This window comes from Crocinitomix catalasitica ATCC 23190, from assembly GCF_000621625.1.
GTDB lineage: Bacteria > Bacteroidota > Bacteroidia > Flavobacteriales_D > Crocinitomicaceae > Crocinitomix > Crocinitomix catalasitica.
The window spans coordinates 41,865-65,316 of the sequence record NZ_JHXV01000017.1 but is presented as its reverse complement, the minus strand read 5'-3'; the positions used below and the strand labels follow the sequence as shown (position 1 = coordinate 65,316).

21 protein-coding genes are annotated in these 23,452 nt (G+C 32.7%); 15 read left to right on the top strand and 6 right to left on the bottom strand.

The window, feature by feature from the left end; genetic code table 11:
- The first annotated feature begins 2 nt into the window (after positions 1-2).
- The 9 genes from T367_RS0111150 (at position 3) to T367_RS0111110 (ending at position 8,079) form a co-directional block, all read left to right on the top strand.
- Positions 3-1,484, top strand: coding sequence for an OmpP1/FadL family transporter (locus T367_RS0111150; RefSeq protein ID WP_169736058.1), 1,482 nt, complete (start codon positions 3-5; stop codon positions 1,482-1,484).
- Positions 1,485-1,579: 95 nt separating this feature from the next.
- On the top strand, positions 1,580-2,023 hold the full coding sequence (locus T367_RS22130; RefSeq protein ID WP_072032196.1) for a PaaI family thioesterase: 444 nt from the start codon (positions 1,580-1,582) through the stop codon (positions 2,021-2,023).
- A gap of 119 nt (positions 2,024-2,142) precedes the next feature.
- Positions 2,143-3,336 carry a pyridoxal phosphate-dependent aminotransferase gene (locus T367_RS0111140; protein WP_027419920.1) on the top strand — a complete coding sequence of 398 codons (1,194 nt, stop codon included), beginning with the start codon at positions 2,143-2,145 and terminating at the stop codon, positions 3,334-3,336.
- 4 nt (positions 3,337-3,340) lie between these two features.
- Complete coding sequence (locus T367_RS0111135; RefSeq protein ID WP_035843285.1) at positions 3,341-4,327, top strand: bifunctional heptose 7-phosphate kinase/heptose 1-phosphate adenyltransferase; 987 nt, start codon at positions 3,341-3,343, stop codon at positions 4,325-4,327.
- A 26-nt stretch (positions 4,328-4,353) separates the two neighbouring features.
- On the top strand, positions 4,354-5,085 hold the full coding sequence (gene ubiE, locus T367_RS0111130; RefSeq protein ID WP_035843344.1) for a bifunctional demethylmenaquinone methyltransferase/2-methoxy-6-polyprenyl-1,4-benzoquinol methylase UbiE: 732 nt from the start codon (positions 4,354-4,356) through the stop codon (positions 5,083-5,085).
- 53 nt (positions 5,086-5,138) lie between these two features.
- Complete coding sequence (gene porT / locus T367_RS23945; RefSeq protein ID WP_051568501.1) at positions 5,139-5,846, top strand: type IX secretion/gliding motility protein PorT/SprT; 708 nt, start codon at positions 5,139-5,141, stop codon at positions 5,844-5,846.
- Complete coding sequence (locus T367_RS0111120) at positions 5,846-7,408, top strand: NAD(P)/FAD-dependent oxidoreductase (protein WP_027419917.1); 1,563 nt, start codon at positions 5,846-5,848, stop codon at positions 7,406-7,408. The genes porT and T367_RS0111120 overlap by 1 nt, the downstream gene beginning before the upstream one ends.
- Positions 7,409-7,487: 79 nt before the next feature.
- Entirely contained in the window at positions 7,488-7,730 is a 243-nt protein-coding gene (locus T367_RS0111115; RefSeq protein ID WP_027419916.1) for a hypothetical protein, read from the top strand.
- Complete coding sequence (locus tag T367_RS0111110; RefSeq protein ID WP_027419915.1) at positions 7,720-8,079, top strand: hypothetical protein; 360 nt, start codon at positions 7,720-7,722, stop codon at positions 8,077-8,079. The genes T367_RS0111115 and T367_RS0111110 overlap by 11 nt, the downstream gene beginning before the upstream one ends.
- Here T367_RS0111110 and T367_RS0111105 read toward each other — a convergent pair.
- Positions 8,076-8,576 (bottom strand): phosphoribosyltransferase family protein, encoded by a 501-nt coding sequence (locus tag T367_RS0111105; RefSeq protein WP_027419914.1) that lies wholly within the window; start codon positions 8,574-8,576, stop codon positions 8,076-8,078. The genes T367_RS0111110 and T367_RS0111105 overlap by 4 nt on opposite strands.
- Before the next feature lie 190 nt (positions 8,577-8,766).
- Here T367_RS0111105 and carB point away from each other — a divergent pair, with 190 nt between their 5' ends.
- Genes carB through T367_RS0111075 form a run of 6 tightly spaced genes read left to right on the top strand, consistent with a single transcriptional unit; the run spans position 8,767 to position 18,675 of the window.
- Positions 8,767-11,580, top strand: a complete 2,814-nt coding sequence (gene carB / locus T367_RS0111100; protein WP_027419913.1) for a carbamoyl-phosphate synthase large subunit — start codon at positions 8,767-8,769, stop codon at positions 11,578-11,580.
- On the top strand, positions 11,580-11,837 hold the full coding sequence (locus tag T367_RS0111095) for a hypothetical protein (RefSeq protein WP_027419912.1): 258 nt from the start codon (positions 11,580-11,582) through the stop codon (positions 11,835-11,837). Before carB ends, T367_RS0111095 begins: the two co-directional genes overlap by 1 nt.
- A gap of 1 nt (position 11,838) precedes the next feature.
- Positions 11,839-12,621: an FkbM family methyltransferase gene (locus T367_RS0111090; RefSeq protein ID WP_035843283.1), complete on the top strand. Its 783-nt coding sequence runs from the start codon at positions 11,839-11,841 to the stop codon at positions 12,619-12,621.
- A 4-nt stretch (positions 12,622-12,625) separates the two neighbouring features.
- Positions 12,626-15,718, top strand: coding sequence for a YfhO family protein (locus T367_RS0111085; RefSeq protein WP_027419910.1), 3,093 nt, complete (start codon positions 12,626-12,628; stop codon positions 15,716-15,718).
- On the top strand, positions 15,699-17,006 hold the full coding sequence (locus tag T367_RS0111080; RefSeq protein ID WP_027419909.1) for a glycosyltransferase family 4 protein: 1,308 nt from the start codon (positions 15,699-15,701) through the stop codon (positions 17,004-17,006). Before T367_RS0111085 ends, T367_RS0111080 begins: the two co-directional genes overlap by 20 nt.
- Before the next feature lie 4 nt (positions 17,007-17,010).
- Positions 17,011-18,675 (top strand): CDP-glycerol glycerophosphotransferase family protein, encoded by a 1,665-nt coding sequence (locus tag T367_RS0111075; RefSeq protein WP_157454203.1) that lies wholly within the window; start codon positions 17,011-17,013, stop codon positions 18,673-18,675.
- Positions 18,676-18,679: 4 nt separating this feature from the next.
- Here the strand turns inward: T367_RS0111075 and T367_RS0111070 are convergent, their stop codons facing one another.
- Genes T367_RS0111070 through neuB form a run of 5 tightly spaced genes read right to left on the bottom strand, consistent with a single transcriptional unit; the run spans position 18,680 to position 23,326 of the window.
- The gene (locus tag T367_RS0111070) at positions 18,680-19,378 is read right to left on the bottom strand and encodes an acylneuraminate cytidylyltransferase family protein (protein WP_035843281.1); all 699 of its coding nucleotides are present in this window, start codon (positions 19,376-19,378) and stop codon (positions 18,680-18,682) included.
- Positions 19,378-20,787 carry an aminotransferase class I/II-fold pyridoxal phosphate-dependent enzyme gene (locus tag T367_RS0111065; protein ID WP_027419906.1) on the bottom strand — a complete coding sequence of 470 codons (1,410 nt, stop codon included), beginning with the start codon at positions 20,785-20,787 and terminating at the stop codon, positions 19,378-19,380. The genes T367_RS0111070 and T367_RS0111065 overlap by 1 nt, the downstream gene beginning before the upstream one ends.
- On the bottom strand, positions 20,765-21,637 hold the full coding sequence (locus T367_RS0111060; protein WP_027419905.1) for a TIM barrel protein: 873 nt from the start codon (positions 21,635-21,637) through the stop codon (positions 20,765-20,767). Before T367_RS0111060 ends, T367_RS0111065 begins: the two co-directional genes overlap by 23 nt.
- A 1-nt stretch (position 21,638) precedes the next feature.
- A complete protein-coding gene (locus tag T367_RS0111055; protein ID WP_027419904.1) occupies positions 21,639-22,280 on the bottom strand; it encodes an acetyltransferase in 642 nt (213 codons plus the stop codon).
- Positions 22,277-23,326 carry an N-acetylneuraminate synthase gene (neuB, locus tag T367_RS0111050; protein WP_035843279.1) on the bottom strand — a complete coding sequence of 350 codons (1,050 nt, stop codon included), beginning with the start codon at positions 23,324-23,326 and terminating at the stop codon, positions 22,277-22,279. The genes T367_RS0111055 and neuB overlap by 4 nt, the downstream gene beginning before the upstream one ends.
- Positions 23,327-23,452: the final 126 nt, after the last annotated feature.

Below are 23,452 nucleotides of genomic sequence, written 5' to 3'. Positions count from 1 at the left end.
GAATGAAAAAAATAGCTTTAATAATATTTCTATGCGTAGGAACGACATATTCTTTTGCGCAAAACGAAGAGGATGTACTGAGGTATACAATGACCAATTTCGGCGGTTCCGCAAGAAATATAAGTCTTGCCGGAGCAATGACAGCCTTAGGTGGTGATTTTTCAGTAGCGACATCAAACCCCGCAGGGATTGGTAAAATGACAAAAGATAATTTTTCTGCGACATTAAATGTTGAATTGTTAAATGCGGAATCAACTTTCTATGGAGCGGTTAAAAATGAGTCAGGTTCCACTGCTAATCTTAGTAATTTATCTTATGTAAAAGCATATAATCTTGATCCTAAAAAATTTAATAATTGGTACGGTGTTCAATTAGGTATGGGGTTAAATAGGGTAAATAGTTTTCAGGAAAGAATTAATTACGGTGGTGTTGCAGATTCTTCTATTTTACATTCATTCATTGCTGAAGCCAATGGTACCCCTGATAGTTTGCTATTAGATGCATATCCGTTTTCTTCTGGGTTGGCGTATTACGCTTATGGAATCGATACACCTCCGGGAGGGGATGAGTACACAACCTCGTTCAATTCTGGTCAGTCTGTACACGACAGGCAAATTACAAGAACTGGAGGGATGACAGAGTATAATTTTACATTGAGTGGAAATTATGGAAATAAGTTGCTAATTGGAGGAGGGTTAACCTTTATTAAGTCCAATTTTAGTGAGAGATTTCAACATGTAGAAACTTTTACAGATGACAGTATATTTTTAAATTCGATTAATTACACTGGGGAATTAGATATTGAAGGTTGGGGTTATTCAGCGAGGTTAGGGGTGATCTATATGCCTTTTGATTATTTAAGAGTGGGGTTAGGAGCTCAACTACCAACTGTTTTTAATTTGAATGATCGCTGGACAAACAATATGACGGCGGATACAAAAGATGGTCCTAAAACAGTAGATCCATCATATGTTTATGTAGGGAGGTATGATTATCGTGTGCGTACCCCATTTAGAGCTAATGGTTCTATAGGGTTGATTTTGAAGAAATTTGGTTCGATCGGTTTAGAAGTTGAAATGGTTGATTATAGTAATTCGATCTTAAAGACAAATAAAAAAAGTCAAGATAGATATAGTTTTACAGCAGAAAATTTTCAAATAGAAAACTTATATAGATCAGTTTTTAATGTGAAATTGGGAATGGAAATTCGGTTAAATCCTCAAGCTTATCTCCGAGGTGGGGCAGCTTATTATCCAAGTCCTTACCAAAGTAACAAAGTAGCCAATGCAGCTCCTACTTATTTTTATACCCTGGGTTTGGGGTATAATTGGGGTAATGTATTCATTGATATGGCTTACGCTTTGAAATTACATAAGATGGATTATTATGCTTATGATCCAACTTTGAATGGCAGTTATGCTAATATTGATCTCAGTAATTCTCAAGTTTTATTCACGTTAGGTTTTAGATTTGATAGCGAGTGAGGCGATCAAGGGTAAGCTAAAAAATTCAAATTCTTATTTTCTCATTAACTTTGTCAATCTTTCCAGAGGGAAAATTAAAATCAAGGGCAAATATCATGAGTAGTTTTAGGGAAAATCTTATTGAAAAATATCAAAAATCAAATTTATTTGGAATCAATCAAGGTTTTGAATTGATTAAATTTGAAAGTGATGAAATAGTTTATGAGCTGGAGGTGAAATCGAAACATTTGGCTACGCCAACCACAGCGCATGGAGGTGTGATTGCTGGGTATATGGATGCGGTAATTGGTTTGGCTGCATTGTATGTTTCGTCAGAAGAAGGAAATCTAGTTTCAACTGTAGAGTTTAAAATAAATTTCATAAGTCCAGTTCGAATTGGGGACGTTCTAGTTGGTATAGGTAAGGTTGTTTCAAAAGGGAAAAGAATTATTGTTTGTCAAGGAGAAATTAGAAATAAGAAGGATAATACTATGGTTGCTGTTGCGACAGGAACTTTCAATGCATATCCTTATCATAAAAGTGGTATGACTTTGATATAGTATCATCTAATCCTTTTTTTATTTTTTAGAAGGATTAAAACTTCTAATTTTAATATGCTCAATCGATTCTACAATCGTAGATTTTTTTAATTAAATTTGCATCTAATAAAATTGTCTCAATGATAAAAATTGCACAACGTGTATCAGATATGTCTGAGTCTGCAACCTTAGCTATGGCAGCTAAAAGCAGACAGTTAAAGGCGGAAGGAAAAGATATTATTTCTTTAAGTCTTGGAGAGCCTGACTTTAAAACGCCTGAATTTATAAAAGAAGCAGCGAAAGAAGGGATTGATCAAAATTATTCAACCTACATGCCTGTTCCTGGTTATGAGGATATGAGGATCGCAATCGCTAACAAATTCCAACGTGATAATGGACTGAAATATCAGCCGAATCAAATTGTAGTTTCAACAGGTGCTAAACAAAGTCTTATTAATTTAATATTAAGTCTTGTTAATCCTGGTGATGAGGTAATAGTTCCTGCACCATATTGGGTAACTTATGTTGAGCAAGTAAGAATGGCAGGAGGAATTCCAATCGAATTGCCAACGAGTATAGAAAACGATTTTAAGATTAGTCCAGCACAGTTAAAGGCTGCTTTAGGACCAAAATCAAAATTGATGTTGTTTAGTAATCCTTGTAATCCAACAGGAACATCATATACTAAAAGTGAATTAAGTGCATTAGCAGATGTTGTAGCTGATACTGAAGATTTTTATGTGATTTCAGACGAGATATACGAACATATATCTTTTGCACATAAAGCGGAAAGTTTCGCTCAATTTGATAATGTATTCGATAAAACAATTACCGTAAATGGTGTGTCAAAAGCATTTGCTATGACTGGTTGGAGAATTGGATATATTGGTGCGCCGGTTGAAATTGCAAATGCTTGTATTAAAATACAGGGTCAATATACGTCTGGAGCAGCATCTATTAGTCAAAGAGCGGCTAAGGCAGCTGTTGAAGCAGATCCGGAAGAAATTAGGTTTATGGTCGATGCGTTTAAAAAACGAAGAGACCTTGTTGTTGGTCTGCTTAAAGAAATAGAAGGACTGAAAATTAATAATCCTGAAGGCGCTTTTTACGTGTTTCCAGATATTTCATCTTTCTTTGGAAAAACAAATGGCGACTTTAAAGTGAATAATGCGACTGACTTATCGCTTTATCTTTTATCAGAAGCGCTTGTAGCAATTGTTACAGGAGAGGCTTTTGGTGATCCAAATTGTATACGGATATCTTATGCAGCTTCAGAAGCGGAGTTAATAGAAGCGATTAGTAGAATTAAGCGCGCATTAGAAAAATTGAAATAGTTGAATGAATCGTTTGAAAAATACATTTACTGAATTTTCCACAAAGAAGATAATTGTAATCGGCGATGTGATGATTGATACATATTTAAACGGCTCTGTTCAAAGGATTTCTCCTGAAGCACCAGTGCCAATTGTTCAATTTAAATCACGTGAACACCGTTTGGGAGGGGCTGCAAATGTCGCGTTAAATCTTCAAAGCTTGGGAGCTCAACCTTTTATTTGTACCATAGTGGGGAAAGATGAACAGGCTGATCTTTTGTTTAAGTTGTTAAACGAAAATAAGCTTTCAACTAAAGGGATTTTAAAGGGCGATGACAGAGTAACGACAGTAAAAACTAGAGTGATTGGAAATAATCAACAGCTCTTAAGAGTAGACAATGAAGACACTACTGAAATTAACTCTTTAGCAGAATTTGCTTTAATTGAAAAAGTAAAGGAGATTGTTCTTAAAGAAGGAATTGATGGTATTATTTTTGAGGATTATAATAAAGGAATCTTAACTGAGAACGTTATAAATTCTATTATCGAATTTGCGAATCTTAATAATATTGTAACAACCGTTGATCCCAAAAAACTTAATTTTCTTACTTATAAAAATGTTACCTTATTCAAGCCTAATTTAAAAGAGTTAAGAGAAGGTTTAGATCGAATAATTGATAGCAAAGAAAGAGAAGATTTTCAAGAAGCGATTAATCAACTGAAAACGATTATCAACCCGAAGTATGTTTTTGTAACATTATCTGAAAATGGAGTTTATATGAATGATGCTGATAAGCATTATTATGTTCCAGCACATTTAAGAACAATTGCAGATGTTTCAGGAGCAGGTGATACAGTGATTAGTGTGGCAACATTATGTTTAGTAAGTGGTGTTTCTTCAGAAGATATTGCAAAAGTATCGAATATTGCAGGTGGACTAGTTTGTGAAAAAATAGGCGTAGTCACTGTAGATAAAGAAAAATTAATGAGCGAAGTTTTAATGCTCTTATAGAATTGAATTTTAAAAAAAATATCAACTTGGGAACCACGGTAAAACCATACAACAAAGAGAATACTTCTAAAAAAGAAGAAGTTGCAGAAATGTTTGATAATATTTCTGTTAAATACGATTTCTTGAACCATTTCCTTTCGTTGGGAATAGATAAAATTTGGCGAAAAAAAGCCGTGAAGATTTTAGGGAAAGTAAAACCTAAAGTAATTCTTGACATGGCAACAGGAACGGGAGATTTTGCAATTGAATCCCTTAAATTAAATCCAACCAAAATTGTAGGTGTAGATTTGTCGAATGGGATGCTTGAAGTAGGGCGTAATAAAATGATTAAAAAAAATATTGATCATATAATTGAAATGCATCAAGGTGATTCAGAAAATTTGAATTTTGAAACGAATACGTTTGACGGATTTACTGTTGGATTTGGTGTTCGGAATTTTCAAGACTTATCTAAAGGGTTATCTGAGCTTTTAAGAGTTTTAAGACCCGGAGGAATTGGCGTGATTTTAGAGTTTTCAAAACCTAAGAAATTTCCTGTAAAACAATACTATAAATTTCATTCTAAATATATTATTCCTACAATTGGGAAGATGATATCTAAAGATAAAGCAGCGTATACATACTTGCCAGAGTCTGTTCAAGCTTTCCCTGAAGGAGAAGCGTTTAAAAAGATAATGGCTGAAGTAGGTTTTAATAAGATAGATGCCAAATTGGTAGGAGGCGGAATTGCAACCATTTATTATGGGTACAAGGCTTAATTTATCAATTAAATTTAATAATATTTATAAAAATCAGTCGTTTACCGTTAGGTGTGAAAATAAGTAGATACATAACTATTTTATTCCTGTTACTTTCAGTTGTAAGTTTCGGTCAACGCTATGGTAAAAATATTCCGAATTTCGAACGGAATAAATTTCATTTTGGTATTGCGCTAGGTGTGACATCTACTGCTTATAATTATACTTTAAAACAAAATTATTCAAGTTTTGATTCCGTATATAATGTTAGTATTAAAAGTGGGCCAGGTTTTGCCATTCACATTCCGCTAATTTCTTGGAATTTGTCACCAACAGTTCATCTACGCACAATTCCATCGCTTACATTTCACGAATCAACTTTTGAATATTCATACATAAGTAATGGTAAAACTGAAATTAAGCAAACGCGATCGGAACCTGTTTTAGTGAATTTGCCGTTGATATTAAAATTGAATACGAAACGGATAAATAATTTTTCGGCATATGCAATTGGTGGACTTGTTTATAGTTTTGACCTTGCTAGTCAGGAAGATGTAGAGCAAAAAGTTTCTGATCCCATTATTAAATTAACTAGACATGATTTTTCTTATCAAGTAGGCGGAGGTTTTGACTTCTACCTTCCTTATTTCAAATTTGGTATTGAGATCAAACTATCCAATGGAATGAAAAACTTATTGATTCAAGACGATACATTTTTTTCGTCACCTCTTGAGAGTTTGAAAACAAGAGTTTGGTGGTTTTCACTTACCTTTGAAGGATAATGGTTAAAGAATTAAATCTAAGAATAGATTCCGAACACATAAATAATGAAGACTTCATTAATGCGTGCATTTTAGAACAACTGCAAATTCGTATTGATGACGTTAATCATATAGAAATTTTAAAGCGATCGATTGATGCGCGTAAATCAAAGATTAAATATAACTTAAAAGTTGCTGTTTATATAGGTGAAGAATTTAATCCAATCTCTTCTTACTTTAATCCTCAAGATGTTAAAAAATCAAAGGAAGTAGTTATTATTGGTGCTGGTCCAGCGGGTATGTTTGCAGGTCTACATGCCATAGAAAATGGATTAAAACCTATTATCTATGAAAGGGGAAAAGATGTGCGTGCAAGACGGCGTGATTTGGCAAAAATTCATAAAGAACATATTGTTGACGAGGATTCGAATTATTGTTTTGGTGAAGGCGGTGCAGGAACTTATTCGGATGGGAAATTATATACGAGGTCAAAAAAGAGAGGCAATACTAAAAAAGTATTAGAATGGTTCGTTCATTTTGGTGCTGATAGAAGTATTCTAGTTGATGCCCATCCACATATCGGAACGAATAAATTGCCGAAAATCATTCAACTTATTCGAGAAGAAATATTAAAATGTGGAGGTGAAGTCCATTTTGAAAGCAAGTTGACTGATATTAGAATTTTAAATCAAGAAATATCAGCGATACAGATTAAAAATGACATTTGGAAAGAAACAAATAACTTGATTCTTGCTACAGGTCATTCTGCTAGAGATATATTCTACTTATTGAATCAAAGAAACGTTTACCTTGAAGCGAAACCATTTGCTATTGGGGTGCGAATAGAGCATGCACAAGAAATAATAGATCAAATACAATATCACGGTCAATTAAGTGGCGAAAATTTACCACCCGCTTCTTATTCGCTTGTAACGCAAGCCGAAGATATGGGAGTTTATTCATTTTGTATGTGCCCTGGAGGGATTATAGCGCCGTGCGCAACAAAAAATGAAGAAGTGGTGACAAATGGCTGGTCTCCTTCAAAAAGAAATAACCCTTTCGCTAATTCGGGAATAGTAGTTCAGGTTTCACCTGAGGATCTTCCTAATTACAATGAAGATGATCCTTTTGTTAGTTTAAAATTTCAAGAACAAGTTGAAAGGGATTGTTGGGAAGCAGCAGGTAAAACTCAAGCAGTCCCAGCTCAAAGATTACTCGACTTTCTAAAAGGTGTTAAGTCTAAAGATTTGCCAAATTCATCATACCAACCTGGTGTTGTTTCTGTTGATTTGAATAAGGCCCTACCGAGCTTAATTTCAAAAAGATTAAATATCGCTTTTACGGAATTCGGAAAAAAAATGAAAGGTTTTTTGACTAATGAGGCTGTTTTGCATGCACCTGAATCAAGAACTTCTTCTCCGGTTAAAATCCCTCGTGATAATGAAACTTTACAACATATTGAAATCAAAGGTTTGTACCCTTGTGGCGAAGGAGCAGGCTTTGCGGGAGGAATTATGTCAGCAGCTGTAGATGGAATGCGCTGTGTAGAAAAAATTGCGGAACAATTTGCTATCGACAAATAAAGTCTAAATCAGAATTAATTTTTCAGATTAAGTGTACCATTCAAGCGAATTTAACTTATAAGGATATATTTTTATTCCAATGGTTAAGCTAAAGCTTTTAGTATTATTGTTTTTTTTGATTGATTTTCATAGCGTAAAAGCAAATGATACACTTTTTATACATCCCAATTATCCTGCAATCGTTCTGAACAAAGCTGCATATAATTATTATGTGTATACGCCAAAATATATTCCTTCTTCTTTATTTCACGCATTTGAAATTTTAGCAACCTGTACGCCGAGAAATTTAGCAAGTTTTAAGAGATTGACGATTGACGATTGATGAGGTGATAATTAAAGGTATTTATACCAAAGATTCGAGAATACGAAAAGAGTTTGGCTTGGAAGGCTATTCAAAATTCTCTAGATGTTTCCATGCTGTTGGAATTTATGATCCTTATGTGATGGAGTCTTATATTTTGCTTGGATTTCATCAATATTTAAACGGTAAAAAAATTAAATGGAGCCAAAATAAACGAAAGGCACTCAAATTTCATCAAAAGAATAATCGTGAATGGAAAAGACAACAAAAGAAGTTGTTCCACCGAGGAAAAATAAATCTAAAAGCGTCGAAAAAGAATTCAAAAAAAGAAGAAACAGTAGCTGAAGCAGAACCTTGGTTCAAGTATTAATTTAGGTAAGCTATTTCATCTGTTCCGAATTCAACTGTGATACTATCTTGTAAGGTTGTTGCAATGTTTAAGCCAACAAAATCAGCTTTTACAGGGTAACGTCTATGTGTTCTATTAACAAGTGTAGCAATTTTTAAAACGTGTATTTCATTCTGTAAAATACGACCTACAGCATAAATCATTGTTCTTCCAGAGTTGATCACATCATCTATTAAGATTAAAGATGATTGATTTAAACGTTCATCATCGATTGATAAAGTGATTTCTTGAGATAATGGAGCTTCTTTATTGACGTTAATTTCAAATAATTGAATGTCTAAATTGCTAATTTTCTTTAATTGCTTTTGAATTCGTTCGGCGAGTATATAACCGTTTCCCGCTATACCACCTAAAAAGACAACCTTTTCATTAAAAGTGTTCTCATATATTTGGTAAGCGATACGTTCAATTTTTTGCTCAATTTGCCCGCCACTTAATACTATCGATTTACCTTTCATAATTCAAAGATATAACTCATTTTAATTAATTTCACATCAGTCTAATAATATATTTTATTAGACCGTGTTCAAGAGGAAAATCTGCCTTCAAAATGACAAACTGTGAATAAGATTCAACATTTGTTCATAGATTTCTAGATAATTCTCCCTAATTTTGGCGGAATTTTAAACGGAGGAATTATATAAGGTTATGCCAAGAGATAATAGCATTAAATCAGTTTTAATTATAGGAAGTGGACCAATCGTAATTGGGCAAGCATGTGAATTTGATTATTCGGGATCTCAAGCTGCTAGATCACTGAGAGAAGAAGGAATTGAAGTTACGCTAATAAATAGTAATCCAGCTACAATTATGACGGATCCCGTCATGGCTGATAATATTTACTTGAAACCTTTAGAGGTTGCTTCAATCAAAGAAATTTTAGAAAAACATAAAATTGACGCAGTTCTGCCAACTATGGGTGGTCAGACAGCCTTGAATCTAGCAATAAAATGTGATGAGCAAGGTGTTTGGGAAGAGCACGGTGTTAAAATCATTGGAGTCGATATCGATGCGATTGAGATTACTGAAAATCGAGAATCGTTTCGTAATTTAATGGAACAAATTGATGTGCCGATGGCACCTCAAGCAACTGCAAAGTCATTTTTAGAAGGTAAAGGAATTGCTCAAAATTATGGGTTTCCTTTGTGTATTCGTGCTTCTTATACACTTGGTGGAACGGGAGCTGCAATTGTATACAATGAAAGTGAATTTGATAAATTACTAACAAGAGGTCTTCATTTATCACCAATTCATGAGGTGATGATTGATAAAGCATTGTTGGGATGGAAAGAATATGAATTAGAATTGTTGAGAGATGCGAATGACAACGTTGTCATCATCTGTTCAATTGAAAATTTTGATCCAATGGGTGTGCATACGGGGGACTCAATTACCGTAGCACCAGCAATGACATTATCTGATAAAACATATCAGAAAATGCGTGATATGGCGATCAAAATGATGAGAAAGATAGGGAACTTTGCAGGTGGATGTAATGTTCAGTTCGCAGTAAGCCCAGATGAGAACGAAGATATTATTGCAATTGAAATTAACCCGCGTGTATCTCGATCTTCAGCATTAGCATCGAAAGCAACAGGTTATCCGATTGCGAAAATTGCTGCAAAATTGGCAATAGGTTACCATTTAGATGAATTAAAAAATCAAATTACAAAAACAACGTCTGCGTTCTTTGAACCAACATTGGATTATGTGATTGTGAAAATACCAAGATGGAATTTCTCAAAATTTGAAGGAGCTGATGATAAATTAGGTCTTCAAATGAAATCTGTTGGAGAAGTAATGGCAATTGGACGCAGTTTCCAAGAAGCTTTACAAAAAGCCTGTCAGTCGCTTGAAATCGGCCGTAATGGCTTAGGTGCAGATGGTAAAGAAATTCACGATCAAAATAAAATACTAGAAAGTTTAGAATTCCCTAGTTGGGACCGTTTATTCCATATTTATGATGCGATTAAATTAGGGATACCATTCAAAACTATTCGTGAAAAAACTAAAATTGATAATTGGTTTTTAAGACAAATTGAAGATTTAGTTTTATTGGAAAAGCGTGTTGAGAAATTCAACGTTTCTAATGTGCCAGAAGAATTAATTTTCGAAGCGAAACAAAAAGGATACGCTGATAGACAAATAGCGCACCTTTTAAGATGTTTAGAATCGGAAGTTTATACAAAACGAACTGATTTTGGAATAAATAGAGTTTATAAAATTGTTGATACTTGTGCCGCAGAATTTGCAGCCGAAACGCCATATTATTATTCAACTTTCGAGTATGAAAATGAATCAATCGTTTCAGATAAGAAAAAAATAGTTGTTTTAGGATCTGGTCCGAATAGAATCGGTCAAGGTATAGAATTCGATTATTCGTGTGTTCACGGTGTATTAGCAGCGAAGGAATGTGGATATGAAACCATAATGATTAACTGTAACCCTGAAACAGTTTCAACTGATTTTGATACAGCTGACAAATTATATTTCGAACCAGTATTCTGGGAACATATATATGATATCATTAAGCATGAAAAACCAGAAGGTGTAATAGTTCAATTAGGTGGGCAAACAGCACTTAAATTAGCTGAGAAGCTAGAGCGATATGGAATTAAAGTAATGGGAACTTCATACGATGCTTTGGATTTAGCTGAAGATAGAGGTAGATTTTCAAATCTTTTAAAAGAATACAATATTCCTTATCCTGAATTCGGCGTAGTAGAAAGTGCTGAGCAAGCGCTTGAATTAGCTGATGATTTAGGATTCCCGTTATTGGTAAGACCTTCTTATGTATTGGGAGGTCAAAAAATGAAAATTGTAATCAATAAAGAAGCATTAGAGCACCATGTTGTCGATATTTTAAATGAACTACCAGATAACCAAATATTATTAGATCACTTCTTAGGCGGAGCTATAGAGGCTGAAGCAGATGCTATTTGTGATGGAGAGAATGTTTACATTATTGGTATAATGCAACATATTGAACCTGCAGGAATTCACTCTGGTGATTCTTACGCATTATTGCCTCCTTATAACCTGGGAGATTTAGTATTGCAGCAAATTACGGAAATCACTAATAAAATTGCAGTCGCATTAAGAACAGTTGGATTGATTAATATCCAATTTGCTATTAAAGATGATAAGGTATATGTAATTGAAGCAAATCCAAGAGCTTCTCGTACTGTTCCTTTTATTGCTAAAGCTTATAGAGAGCCTTATGTGAATTATGCGACAAAAGTAATGTTGGGAGCTAAAGTAACTGATTTTGATTTCAAACCGTTTAAAGAAGGTTATGCGATTAAGGTACCTGTTTTCTCTTTTGATAAATTCCCGAATGTGAATAAAGAATTAGGACCTGAAATGAAATCGACTGGTGAAGGAATATATTTCATCAAAGATTTAAAAGACCCTTATTTTCAGAAAATCTATAGCGAAAGAAATCTTTATTTGAGTAAATAATGATTCTTTTAAGCATAGTTGGACTTTTTCGGACAGTATTAATAATTCTTGGTATTTTTTTATTGCTAAGAGTCATTGGTAAAATGATGACGGTTCGTAGGACTGTTGCCGAACAAAAAACACATGAGGCAAATGCAAAGAAAAGTCGAAATGATAAGGTTAATGCAGCTAAAAATTATGGTCGTGTTAGTATTTCTAAAGTTGACAAAAGCGATTTAAATAAAGGTGATTATACCGATTATCAAGAAGTAGACTAATATGAAATTAATTCGAAAAATTCTTGTTAAAATAATTGGAATCAAAGCGTATTTGCAACTGATAAGTAAGATTTATATTTTACTGATGCGTCTAGGTTTTTTTAAAAAGAAATATGCCGAATTACATTTTGTTAAAGAACTAGTTCGACCGAATGATACTGTATTGGATATAGGTGCAAATCTCGGGTACTATTCGTATTTCCTAGCAAAAAAAATTCAACCAAAAGGTCTGTTGATCGCTGTTGAACCTATTCCTCTTTTTGCTGATATTTGGAAAAGTAATATGCGTAAATGGTCGAATAAAGTCCAACTCAATTTATTTAATATTGCTTTAGGCGAAGCCGAATCAGCTAATGTAAAAATGTCAATTCCAATCGTAAATGGAGTAGTAAGGCACGGTTTAACTAAAGTTGATGAAAATAATGTCGACCAAGCAGCATTGAGTTTTGATGTGCCTATGAAAATTGGAGATAATATCTTAGAAGGTTTGGCTTTGCAAAAGTTAAATTTTATTAAATGTGATGTTGAAGGATATGAACAATTTGTCATGCCTTCGTTAATTTTTTCCATTGAAAAATTCTCTCCAGTTATTCAAATAGAACTGAATGGCAAAGAGAACAAGCAGAATGTGACTAATTTCTTAACTGAAAAAGATTATCATATCCATGTCCTTCAGCAGAATAAGTTAAAAGAAGTTCCTATCGAAGAAATTAATATATTTAACCAAGATTTTTATTTCATTCACGCTTCTAAATTAAGCGAATACAAGACAATATTAAATTGATTCTATGCGTATAAAAGAGACTATTCTTCAAAAGGAAAATTTGTGGCATTTAGGTGCTATCGTGTTATTTATAGTTATTGCAATTTCTTATTTCTCTCCGGCTTTAAAAGGATATGATTTAAAACAAGGTGACGTTACCAATTTTATTGGGATGTCCAGAGAGGCTGTTGATTATCGCGAAAATAATAATGAAAATATTTTGTGGACAAACGCAATGTTTTCAGGAATGCCAACGACACAAATTTCATTGCATTACGAAAACACTTGGTTGACAAGAGGTTTAACTAATTTATTGAGATTAGGTTTGCCTTCACCTATATTTTTTCTTTTCGTATATTTCATAAGTTTTTATATACTTTCATTGTCTTTAAGAATAAAGCCATTTATTGGTATAATTGGATCCATAGCATTCGGATTTTCATCGTATTTTATTGTTATTCTCGAAGCTGGTCACAATACGAAAGCAGCAGCAATTGGGCTCGTTCCTTTAATGTTAGCTGGATTTATAATGGCATATAGGAATAAAAATTGGCTGTTTGGCGTAGCTTGTGCCACAATATTTATGGCTTTAGAATTGTCAGTAAATCACGTACAAATAACTTATTACTCTGGATTTTTATTATTATTCCTTGGGATTGTTGAATTTGTTAAATACTATAAAAATAAAAAGGTATTTAAATTTGTGAAAATAACTGTCGCTTTACTCTTAGGGTATGGAGTCGCGTTGATTGCCAATTATGGGAATATATTCGGAACAGCTGAATATGCAAAACAAACGATTAGAGGTGGTACGGAGTTAACAATTAATCCTGACGGTTCAAGCAATGACAATATCAAAACAGGAGGTTTGGATAGGGATTATGTAACTAATTGGAGTTATGGTATTGGGGAAACTTTCACCTTAATGGTGCCCAATTTTAAAGGTGGCCAAAGTGTGGCAATTGGCGGAGAAGAAGCGAATAAAGAATTATTGAAAGAAACTGATTCTAGGTTTAGAAATAATGTTGCTAATAGTAGTCAATATTGGGGAGAACAGCCTTTCACATCCGGTCCTGTATATGTAGGTATTATTATTGTTTTATTAGCATTACTAGCAATGGTTTATGTTAAAGATAAATATAAATGGGCATTATTAACAGCTACACTTTTGGCTATAACCTTGAGTTGGGGCCATAACTTTGTTGCAGCATTAGTTCTTTTACCGATACTTCTGTATATGGTAAATATCTTCCTTAACAATAAACAGCGTTTAATTTTTAATGCCATTAATACAGCAATATTATTATTTATTGTAACAAGTGGAACGGCAATTTCAGAAACGAGTTTAACTGATTTTTTCTTGAATACTATTCCCGGATATGATAAACTTCGGGCAGTTACCATTATTTTAGTTGTTGTTGAAATCACATTACCGATTTTAGGGATAATATTTTTACAAAAATTGGTTGATGCGAAAGAAGAGATTAAAGCAGATATGAATAAATTCTATATCGTATCAGGAGCTCTAGTCGCATTATTATTAGTGTTTTATATTCTACCATCTTCTTTTAATAATTTCTTATCTGCAAAAGAAATCGAGCAGTTCGCCTCTTATGAAGGGACCGCCAATGCCGAAGCTGTCAGCATTTTAACTGGTGATTTAGAAAATGTTCGTATTGGAATCTTCAAAGCTGATGTTGGTCGTTCATTAGGCTTTTTAATTGTTTCAGTGCTTTTAATATTTGTGTATTTAAAAACTTCTTTTTCAAAATATATTCTTAGTGGTGCACTCGCAGTCTTGATATTTGCTGATCTAGTGTCAATTGATAAAAGATTTATAAATAATGAAAATCTTGGAAAGAATGGGTCTGATTGGGTAGATAGAAATGCCAAAATGTATCCGTTTAATGCATCGGAAGGTGAGAACACTATTTTAAGAAATGAATTACAAGCGAATCCACAAATAAAAACAGAAATTGATGCGGCTATTTCCGAATTAAATAGCGAATTAAAAACGATGGATGTTAATGGGAATGTTAAACAAGCGATGCGAGACTATACTACGTTCAGAGTTTTAAATCGCTATACAAATTTTAGAGTATTTGAAGAAGGTAATCCTTTTAATAGCTCATACACTTCTTATTTCTTTAAATCGATTGGTGGTTACCATGGTGCTAAATTAAGTCGTTATCAAGATTTAATTGACTTTCATATTTCACAGAATAATCCAGCAGTTTTAAATATGCTGAATATGAAATATCGACTGGCACGTCAACAAGATAAAAACGGGAATTTAGTTACTCAAGTTACTGCTATTAATAATGAAGCAATGGGTAATGCATGGTTGACTAAGAATATTCAATTCGTTGAAAATGCGGACGAAGAAATACAAAGTCTAGGTTCTTTTGTCGAATATTCAATTATATCTAAAGGTGGATCAGGGAAGATTTATGTAAATGGTAAGGTTGTAACGAATCAAAAAATTAAAGGAACTGAAAAAATTGAAATTGAGTTGGCTCAAAATCCAGGAGAATTAATTCCTGTAAACAATTTACCTTTAAGAGAGTCAGCTAATCAACCATTGGCACTTGTTTCAGATTCAACCGGTCTAAATTGGTTGTATGATTCTGCTCCAGATTCTTTATTCAATAAGATTTTCTCTATTACAGGTGGTGACGTTGGAGGATGGGATCCGAATAGTTTAACAATAGTGGATGAACGATTTAAAGATCAAATTTCATCAGAAGCTTATTCAGGAAATGGATCGATTGAAATGACAGATTATTCACCGGACAATTTAACTTATAAATTTAGTTCGAAAGAAAATCAATTTGTTGTATTCTCTGAAATCTTCTACGAAGATGGTTGGAAAGCATTTATTGATGACAAAGAAGTGCCAGTGTCTCGTGTTAATTACATTTTGAGAGGTATTGAAATTCCTGCGGGAGAACATGATATAAGATTTACTTTTCAATTGGAATCATTTCAAATAGCTAGTACAATGAGTTTAATAGCCAATATAATTATGATAATTTTATTGGGTGCTGGTATTTATTTGTTTACAAAACGAAATGACGATGCTGTTATTGAGACAATAGATGAACAACCAGCCAGTTAAACAAAAAATCCTTATCATATCGTATTATTGGCCGCCTAGTGGTGGATCAGGAGTACAACGTTGGCTCAAGTTTGCAAAGTATTTGCCCAAGAATAATTGGGAGCCAGTAATTATTACGGTTGATCCAGATAAAGCTTCATATTTTCTATTAGACAATTCACTTTTGAATGATGTGGATGAAAGTATAAAGATTTATCGAACTAATTCATTTGAACCAATCCGATTGTTTTCAAAGATTTTAGGGAAAAAAAATATGCCACATTCGGGGTTCAGTAATGTAAATTCGAATTCCCGAATACAAACATTGTTTCGATACATTCGAGGCAATCTTTTTAAAGTTGATCCAAGGAAAGGCTGGAATAAATATGCTTATAAAACAGCAGTAGAAATAATAGATAAGTATCAGATAAAATATGTGGTAACGACAAGTCCGCCACACTCATCACAATTAATTGGCTTAAATTTAAAGTTAAATCGAGATATTATTTGGATTGCAGACTTAAGAGACCCATGGACAGATATATTTTATTACGATCAATTGTCAAAAATTAAATATTTAAAGGATAAAGAAGAAGAATTAGAAAAACGAGTGATTAATGAAGCTGATTTAGTTTTAACAGTTAGTGATGGATTGAAGGAAACTTTTTCAATGAAATCTGCCCATTCTGAGAATATTTATGTAGTTGAAAACGGTTTTGACACAGCAGACATAATAACTTCGCAGATTGTTCCCAATTTTAAATTAAAAGGTAAATATAATCTACTATATGTAGGTGTAATTTCCAGCCTCTATAATATTAAGACTTTTTTTAAAGCTTTTAAGAACGTAACTCAACTAATTCCTGGGCTTCATTTAAGTTTTGTAGGAGTACAAGATCAAAGTATTCATGATCTTGTGGAAGAATTAGGTTTGAGTAATTATATTAGTTTTTACGGTTATGTGAAAAAGTCTGATTTAGTCAATTATTATGCTAATAGTGATGTGCTTTTTTTAGCCATACCTGATACTAAAGGTAATAAAGGAATAGTTACTGGGAAGATCTTTGAATATATGAGTTATAAGAAGCCCATTGTAGCTATAGGACCATTAGATGGTGACGCTGCAGAAATTCTCAATAAAGTTGATGCAGGAAAAATATTTAATTATGATGATCAATATGGATTAGAATTGTTTATATCAAATTTGGTTAATAGAGAAATAAAATTCTCTTTCGCAGGCCTAGAGTATTTTTCTAGAGAGAATTTAACAAAAAAATTAGTTGGTATTATTGAAAAGATTCAAAATTAGTTTCATGAATTATTATCTGGATCGAAATATCGAATATGAGCGGGAAACTGATGAGAATATAAAATACTTTACCTCAAATTATACCAACCAAAATACTAAAAATCTAACTGTACTGACTCTTGATAGTGATGAACAGAAAAAAATCATTAATAATAGTTTTGAAAAAATCGGATCATTTTACAATGAAAATTTACCTTATTTTAAGATTTTTGAGAATCGTGTAGGAGTAAATATTTGGTTTTTAACCCATTTCCGCACTTACTTTCAATACAAAAATTTTTTACTCAACCTGGCGTGCATTAAAAATCAACTTAAATCTTCACCAGAAACGATTGTTATAACTGCAGATCGAAAGTTATTTAACTATATTGACAAGGACAGTATAAAATTGGTAGCCGCCAAAGTCAACGTTACCGATAAGAAATTTTTAGTCAAAGAAAGTTGGCAGATACTTACTCAATTTAAACCCAATTTAAGGTTTAATACTGAACATATTCTAATTGGGCAACCAGGTCAAATAAATTTTAGATTTGGTGAATTAGCATCGAAATTTGATTTAATCTATAATCGAAATCAATTTGATTCTAAAAAAAAGCTGGTAGATAAAAAAGAATACAAAAAGAGAATTAATGTCGATAACATTGTAGGGAATTATTTTTTTAGTTTTAAATGGATTAAGGAAATGAAGGAATTTGTTAAAGCAAATAAACAAATTCAGAAAGATTTGATAGAATATTCGACCAGTGAAGATTCTCGACTTATTTGTTCCTTTTTATTTAATCAAAAGAGTAGTATATATTTTTTCTTAATACGCTATTTTTCATTCAAACATTTTTTTAAAAAACAAAGTCTCAAGTCTATCCTTTTGATAGATGAAAATAGTCCACAGCAAAAGGTTATTCAGTATGCTGCGAAGCAAGCAAAATTACGAGTTTTTGCCGTTCAACACGGAATGATTTATACTTTACATCCTGCCTATATGTATGGTCATTATAAAGAATCACCGCTACTTCCAGACACAACATTTACATGGGGGGAGTATTATACAAATTTATTATTGACAAGTGGAGGGTATTCATCTAATCAAGTACTTACTACAGGTAGAATTCCTGAAAATAACGGTCAACGTATTTCGAGTCAACTACTGAATACTGATCAAGAACTAATAGTTTACGCTACACAGCCACAACCCGATATAAACTTAAGAAAAAAGGAATTGTTAACCGTATTATCTGTGATTCAGAAGATGGGGGATAGGTACAGGCTCGTTTTAAGGCCTCATCCATCAGAAAAGGATGATGCTTATTTTTATAAAATAGGGGATACCATTAGTTTTAGTAATTTTTATATTGATAGAACGTCCGATTTGGTTACTCATTTTGAAAAATGTAGTCTATTAATAACCAGTTATTCGACTGTTGGAGCCGAATTTGTTGCATTTAACAAACCATTAGTTATTCTGGACTTACTTAAACAGGATAAAGTAAATTACATAAAAGAAGGTGTAGGCATTCCTATTTACAGCGAAGAGGACTTACTTCATGTACTTCAACAAAAGAATATTAAAATAAACAAGGAGGCTTATTTGTCATTTATAAATAACTATTTTTTCTGTAATGGGAATAAAGCGATTGAACTTATTCTAGATAAGATAGAAGGCAATGACTAATTGATTACTTCGTCATTAACCATTCGCAATATTCGAAATCTTCTGGGGTATCAATGTCTAAATCTTGTTTTTTTGGAGTTTCTAGGATTTTTATATTAGTGCCGTACAAGTTTTTTTCTAAGTTTAATAGACAATCAGATTTTATTATATCCACGCAGCCATTTAGTCGATAAACGTCGGGTAATAATTGACTTTGAAAATATTGTTCAATGCTGATTCCATCAATTATTTCTTTAGCAAAACTATTTTCTTCTTTATACATCCAGTATGGATGATGAACTCCCGAAACAATTGACATACTGCGAATTGAATCACATGAAGAATTCTCTAATAATTCTATTCCTTTATCTATAAGTTCTGCAGTTCTAAAGGGTGAAGTTGGACGCAATATGCAAACGGCGTCTATTTTGACATTCAATTCGTTCTGATACCAAGTTAAAGCGTGTATTAAATAATCGCGATCTCCACTTGAATCTGCTGCAAATTCTTTTGGTCGCAGAAAGGGTACTTTTCCTCCATGTTTTTGAGCAACATTAGCAATTTGATTACTATCAGTGGAGATAATTATATCAAATAATAATTCAGAAGCTTTTGCCGCGTTGATAGTGTAGCTTATTAAGGGCTTACCATTTAATAACTTTGTATTTTTGTCAATCACTCGCTTACTTCCGCCTCGTGCAGGTATAATGGCTAAAACTTTCATTATAACTTATTAAATATTTCAAGTATTCTTTCTTTAACCGAAGATGATAGTTTTTCGGAAGTTGGGAAATTAATTCCTTGAATTGACAACTTTTGGCTGTTTTGGTTAGAGAATAAAAATTCTTTATAAATATCCATTTCTCCTAAAGGAAAAAAGAATGGTCGAGCATCAATATTTTCATCTTTTAATCTAATAATCAATTCATCTCTTTTATTCGTTTCCAAAATGGCCGAAACTAACCATGTTACGCGATGCCTATCTTCAATATTTTTTTGAAATTTAATAAAAGGAAAAGTAGATAGAAACGATCTATAATCATTTTCAATTTGTCGTCTATATGTTAGAATTTCATCAATCCTTTCTAATTGTGCAACACCAATTGCTGCTTGAAGGTTTGTCATTCTATAATTATAACCCACCGCAGTATGCCAATACTTTCGTGTCTTACTCATGCCGTGATCTCTCAAAACACACATTTTATCGCTTAACTCTTTTGAGTTGGTAACACACATTCCTCCTTCGCCTGTTGTTATAATTTTATTTGCAAAAAACGAAAACGTGGAAATATCTCCAAATGAACCAACTTTTTTACCCTTATATTCTGCGCCATGTGCTTCCGCACAATCTTCAATCACGAAAAGTTTGTTTTTGCTTGCGATTTTCATTATTGATTCCATATCACATGATTGACCATATAAGTGAACCGGAATTATTGCTTTTGTTTTTGGAGAAATTGCTTTTTCAATTTCTAGAGGGTCAATACACCAACTGTCTATATCTACATCAACAATTACAGGTGTCGCTCCGGCATGCAAAACTGCGTTAATCGTTGCCGCAAACGTTAAATCGGGAATTATAACTTCATCTCCCGTACCAATTCCTAACGTAATAAGAGCTAGATGTATAGCAACTGTTCCATTAGATACCGCTACGCCATGCTGGCATTCGCAATATGATGAAAATTTTTCTTCGAATTGGCCGATATATTTACCTGAACTTGAAATCCAAGTAGACAAAAAAGCATCAACTAAATATTTAAATTCATTGCCTCTTAGGTTAGGGGAGGCCACTGGAACATAGACGTTGTTTTGATATTGAAAAAAATCGACCAAAATATTGTTTACATCAACTATCGGTAAAATGTTAACCTTTTCGTTCGTTTTTGCTAGCATCTCATGAAAGGACTCTCCGTCATTTGCGACAGTACAATGCTTGTTGACTATTCCTTTTATGGGAGTATTTAAGTCATTGCCTTCTAATAATACCCTTCTAATATCGCCATCGGTTAGAACACCAATAAATTTATTATTATCACCGATAATAAAAGCAATTCCTTTAGCATTATTATTTATGACTTGTAAGACGTCAAAAATATTTGCAGATAATTTACAAATTAGTTGATCTAGCATTTCTAAGTTTTTTAAGATTATTCATAGATTCTTCTACTTTTATTAAAGGTTCGTATACCTCAATAGTTACAGTTTTATCTTCCCAATCTAGTTTTTCCAAATCCTGATACAGTTGAGACTCCTCGCTAATAAAATTATTACTATCAACCATACCATTATTATCACTAACATGAATGTAGTCAGAAATAGAGAATAATTCTTGAAGAGAACTTTGAAAATTATTATTCAATGTTTGACAACTTACTTTTAAATGAGCAACGTCTAAAAGCAAATTAAAATCTATACGATCCGATAGTTCTTCATAATCAGTTACACTTGTTAGCATCAGTGGATTTTTTTCGTTAAATGATTTAAAATTTTCTGTAGAAATCACATTGTTTTCTACATATAATTTAACATCTTTTCCAGCGAAATTAACTAATTCTGTGTACGATTCACAAAAAATATCAAGTGACTTTTCTTGAGTGTTTATAGCTTTAGCATTTATTTTTTTACCTATCTCTGATGTTAAAATGTCGATATAAAAGCCTGCATGAAATCCAAAAATTTTTGAATCCAATAAATAGGATAATTCAATCGCTTTTTTGCAATGATCAATGCTACTGTTAAGAATGTCAGAATTAGAGGATGCAAGGTTTAATACAAAGTCTTTAATTGGAGGCGGGAAATAATTGTGCAGCAATAGGTTCAACTCTAAATCTTTTTTGAGAGATACTAGGTCCTTTTTCAATTCGGGGTATGGTCTTGTACCGCCGGATAATTCAATTGATTTAAATCCAAATTCTGATAATTCAATTAAAGAATCTTTTATTTTGGCGTGTTTAACACAGGCAGAAGAAATATATGGCATATTAAGGGATGGTTTTAGAGACGCCAATAATTTTTAAATTGGAGTCAATATTTTTAATAATTGTGCTATTCGCTCCAATGGTCACATTTGCTCCAATTTTTATTTTATCGATAACTGTGCTGCCAATACCAATAAATGTTTCATCTCCTATTTGCACTCTGCCAGCAATAGTTACACCAGGTGAAAGATGAACAAAGGATTCAATTTGAGTTTCATGGTCTACTATAACACCTGTATTGATGATCGAAGCATTACCTATTTTTACGCCAGCATTTACTATTGCACCCGCGTTTATAAAAATTGCTTCTCCTAAAGTTAAATATTTAGATATGATTGCGGTTGGGTGTATTATATTGATGAATTTATAGCCTTGATTTTTTAATTCAAGATACATTTCTTTTCTTTTAAAATTATCCCCAATGGCAATAAAGATTTCTATTTTGTTTGACAACTCCCGTAAAGTATCAATGCCACCCATAACAGGTATGCCCATTATTTTTTCAGGAATTCCTTTAAATGATGGATCTATAATTCCTTCGATTTTGAATCCATTTAAATATGCAGCATCAATTATCGGTCTAACATGTCCACCTGCTCCTATAAGTACAATGGATTTTGATGATATTGAATTAATAGGATTCATTCAAGTATAATAAGTTCATTTACTTTAAAGTCCTTTTGGGCAGTTTTTCCTAAAATATAATCTAATTCTATAGCTGAATGCCCATTGCCACCTGTTCTTTTTGCAACAATATTGTTGCTATCAAACTTCATTCCTTTTAATATTGTGGTGGCAGCAACTAGTGACTTCTGTAATTTGCTTTTTGTTTTTATTTCGCTTTGTGAAGGAGTTTTTTCAAATGACCCTAAATACTTTTCAACTTTTCTAATTTCTTTTACAAACATTTGTAATTCTTTGGGATCCAGCGAAGCTTTATGGTCGGGGCCATCCATATTCTTATCCAACGTAAAGTGTTTTTCAACAACTTTAGCCCCTAAAACAACGGCATAAGGAGAAGCACCGATTGAAGGGGTATGGTCTGAAAAACCTATGAGCATATCGAATTTTCTTTTAAATGTTGTGATTACATTTAAATTAACTTCGTTATCTGGAACAGGATAATTAGATGTACATTGTAATAATATAACATTTGGATTAATTTCTCGAGCTGCTGTTACAGCTATTTCAACCTCAGTCATTGAGCACATTCCCGTCGATAAAATAATGGGTTTACCCTTGGAAGCTACCTTTCTGATAAATCCAATATTTGTTGTATCAGTGGATGAAACTTTGTATGCATCAAGATTAAGCTCGTCTAAAAGATTTAGACTTTTTTCATCAAATGGGGTAGTTAAAAAAAGTATGTTTTTCGATTCACAATAAAGCTTAACCTCCTTCATTTTATCAACTTCCAACTCCAGTTTTTTAAGCATTGAAAACTGAGATTCCAGTTTACCTGTAGTGGTTTTCTGATAATCTGCTTTTTCGACATTTTCTAAAATTAACTCCTCTGTAATGAATGATTGAAATTTAACAGCATCAGCTCCAGCTTCTGCAGCAACATCTATTAATTGTTTCGCTAATTTCAAATCTCCATTATGATTTACACCTGCTTCAGCAATTATGAAAACTGGATTACTTTCATTTAAAACGAATTTTCCAATTTTTACTGTTTTATTTATATTCATATTTAATCGATATCTTAACAAAGTTAACAATACTTCATTAGAAAGAGAAACATAAATTAAGTTTATACGTTAATGTATAAACAGCAAAAATAGCATCTAAAATTTTGATTTTTAATGGTCGTCTTG

Bases quoted from the DNA above. Each gene is read 5' to 3' on its own strand.
- T367_RS0111150 (WP_169736058.1), top strand. From the start codon at position 3: ATGAAAAAAATAGCTTTAATAATATTTCTATGCGTAGGAACGACATAT.
- T367_RS22130 (WP_072032196.1), top strand. From the start codon at position 1,580: ATGAGTAGTTTTAGGGAAAATCTTATTGAAAAATATCAAAAATCAAAT.
- T367_RS0111140 (WP_027419920.1), top strand. From the start codon at position 2,143: ATGATAAAAATTGCACAACGTGTATCAGATATGTCTGAGTCTGCAACC.
- T367_RS0111135 (WP_035843285.1), top strand. From the start codon at position 3,341: ATGAATCGTTTGAAAAATACATTTACTGAATTTTCCACAAAGAAGATA.
- T367_RS0111120 (WP_027419917.1), top strand. From the start codon at position 5,846: ATGGTTAAAGAATTAAATCTAAGAATAGATTCCGAACACATAAATAAT.
- T367_RS0111115 (WP_027419916.1), top strand. From the start codon at position 7,488: ATGGTTAAGCTAAAGCTTTTAGTATTATTGTTTTTTTTGATTGATTTT.
- T367_RS0111105 (WP_027419914.1), bottom strand. From the start codon at position 8,576: ATGAAAGGTAAATCGATAGTATTAAGTGGCGGGCAAATTGAGCAAAAA.
- carB (WP_027419913.1), top strand. From the start codon at position 8,767: ATGCCAAGAGATAATAGCATTAAATCAGTTTTAATTATAGGAAGTGGA.
- T367_RS0111095 (WP_027419912.1), top strand. From the start codon at position 11,580: ATGATTCTTTTAAGCATAGTTGGACTTTTTCGGACAGTATTAATAATT.
- T367_RS0111090 (WP_035843283.1), top strand. From the start codon at position 11,839: ATGAAATTAATTCGAAAAATTCTTGTTAAAATAATTGGAATCAAAGCG.
- T367_RS0111085 (WP_027419910.1), top strand. From the start codon at position 12,626: ATGCGTATAAAAGAGACTATTCTTCAAAAGGAAAATTTGTGGCATTTA.
- T367_RS0111080 (WP_027419909.1), top strand. From the start codon at position 15,699: ATGAACAACCAGCCAGTTAAACAAAAAATCCTTATCATATCGTATTAT.
- T367_RS0111075 (WP_157454203.1), top strand. From the start codon at position 17,011: ATGAATTATTATCTGGATCGAAATATCGAATATGAGCGGGAAACTGAT.
- T367_RS0111070 (WP_035843281.1), bottom strand. From the start codon at position 19,378: ATGAAAGTTTTAGCCATTATACCTGCACGAGGCGGAAGTAAGCGAGTG.
- T367_RS0111065 (WP_027419906.1), bottom strand. From the start codon at position 20,787: ATGCTAGATCAACTAATTTGTAAATTATCTGCAAATATTTTTGACGTC.
- T367_RS0111060 (WP_027419905.1), bottom strand. From the start codon at position 21,637: ATGCCATATATTTCTTCTGCCTGTGTTAAACACGCCAAAATAAAAGAT.
- T367_RS0111055 (WP_027419904.1), bottom strand. From the start codon at position 22,280: ATGAATCCTATTAATTCAATATCATCAAAATCCATTGTACTTATAGGA.
- neuB (WP_035843279.1), bottom strand. From the start codon at position 23,326: ATGAATATAAATAAAACAGTAAAAATTGGAAAATTCGTTTTAAATGAA.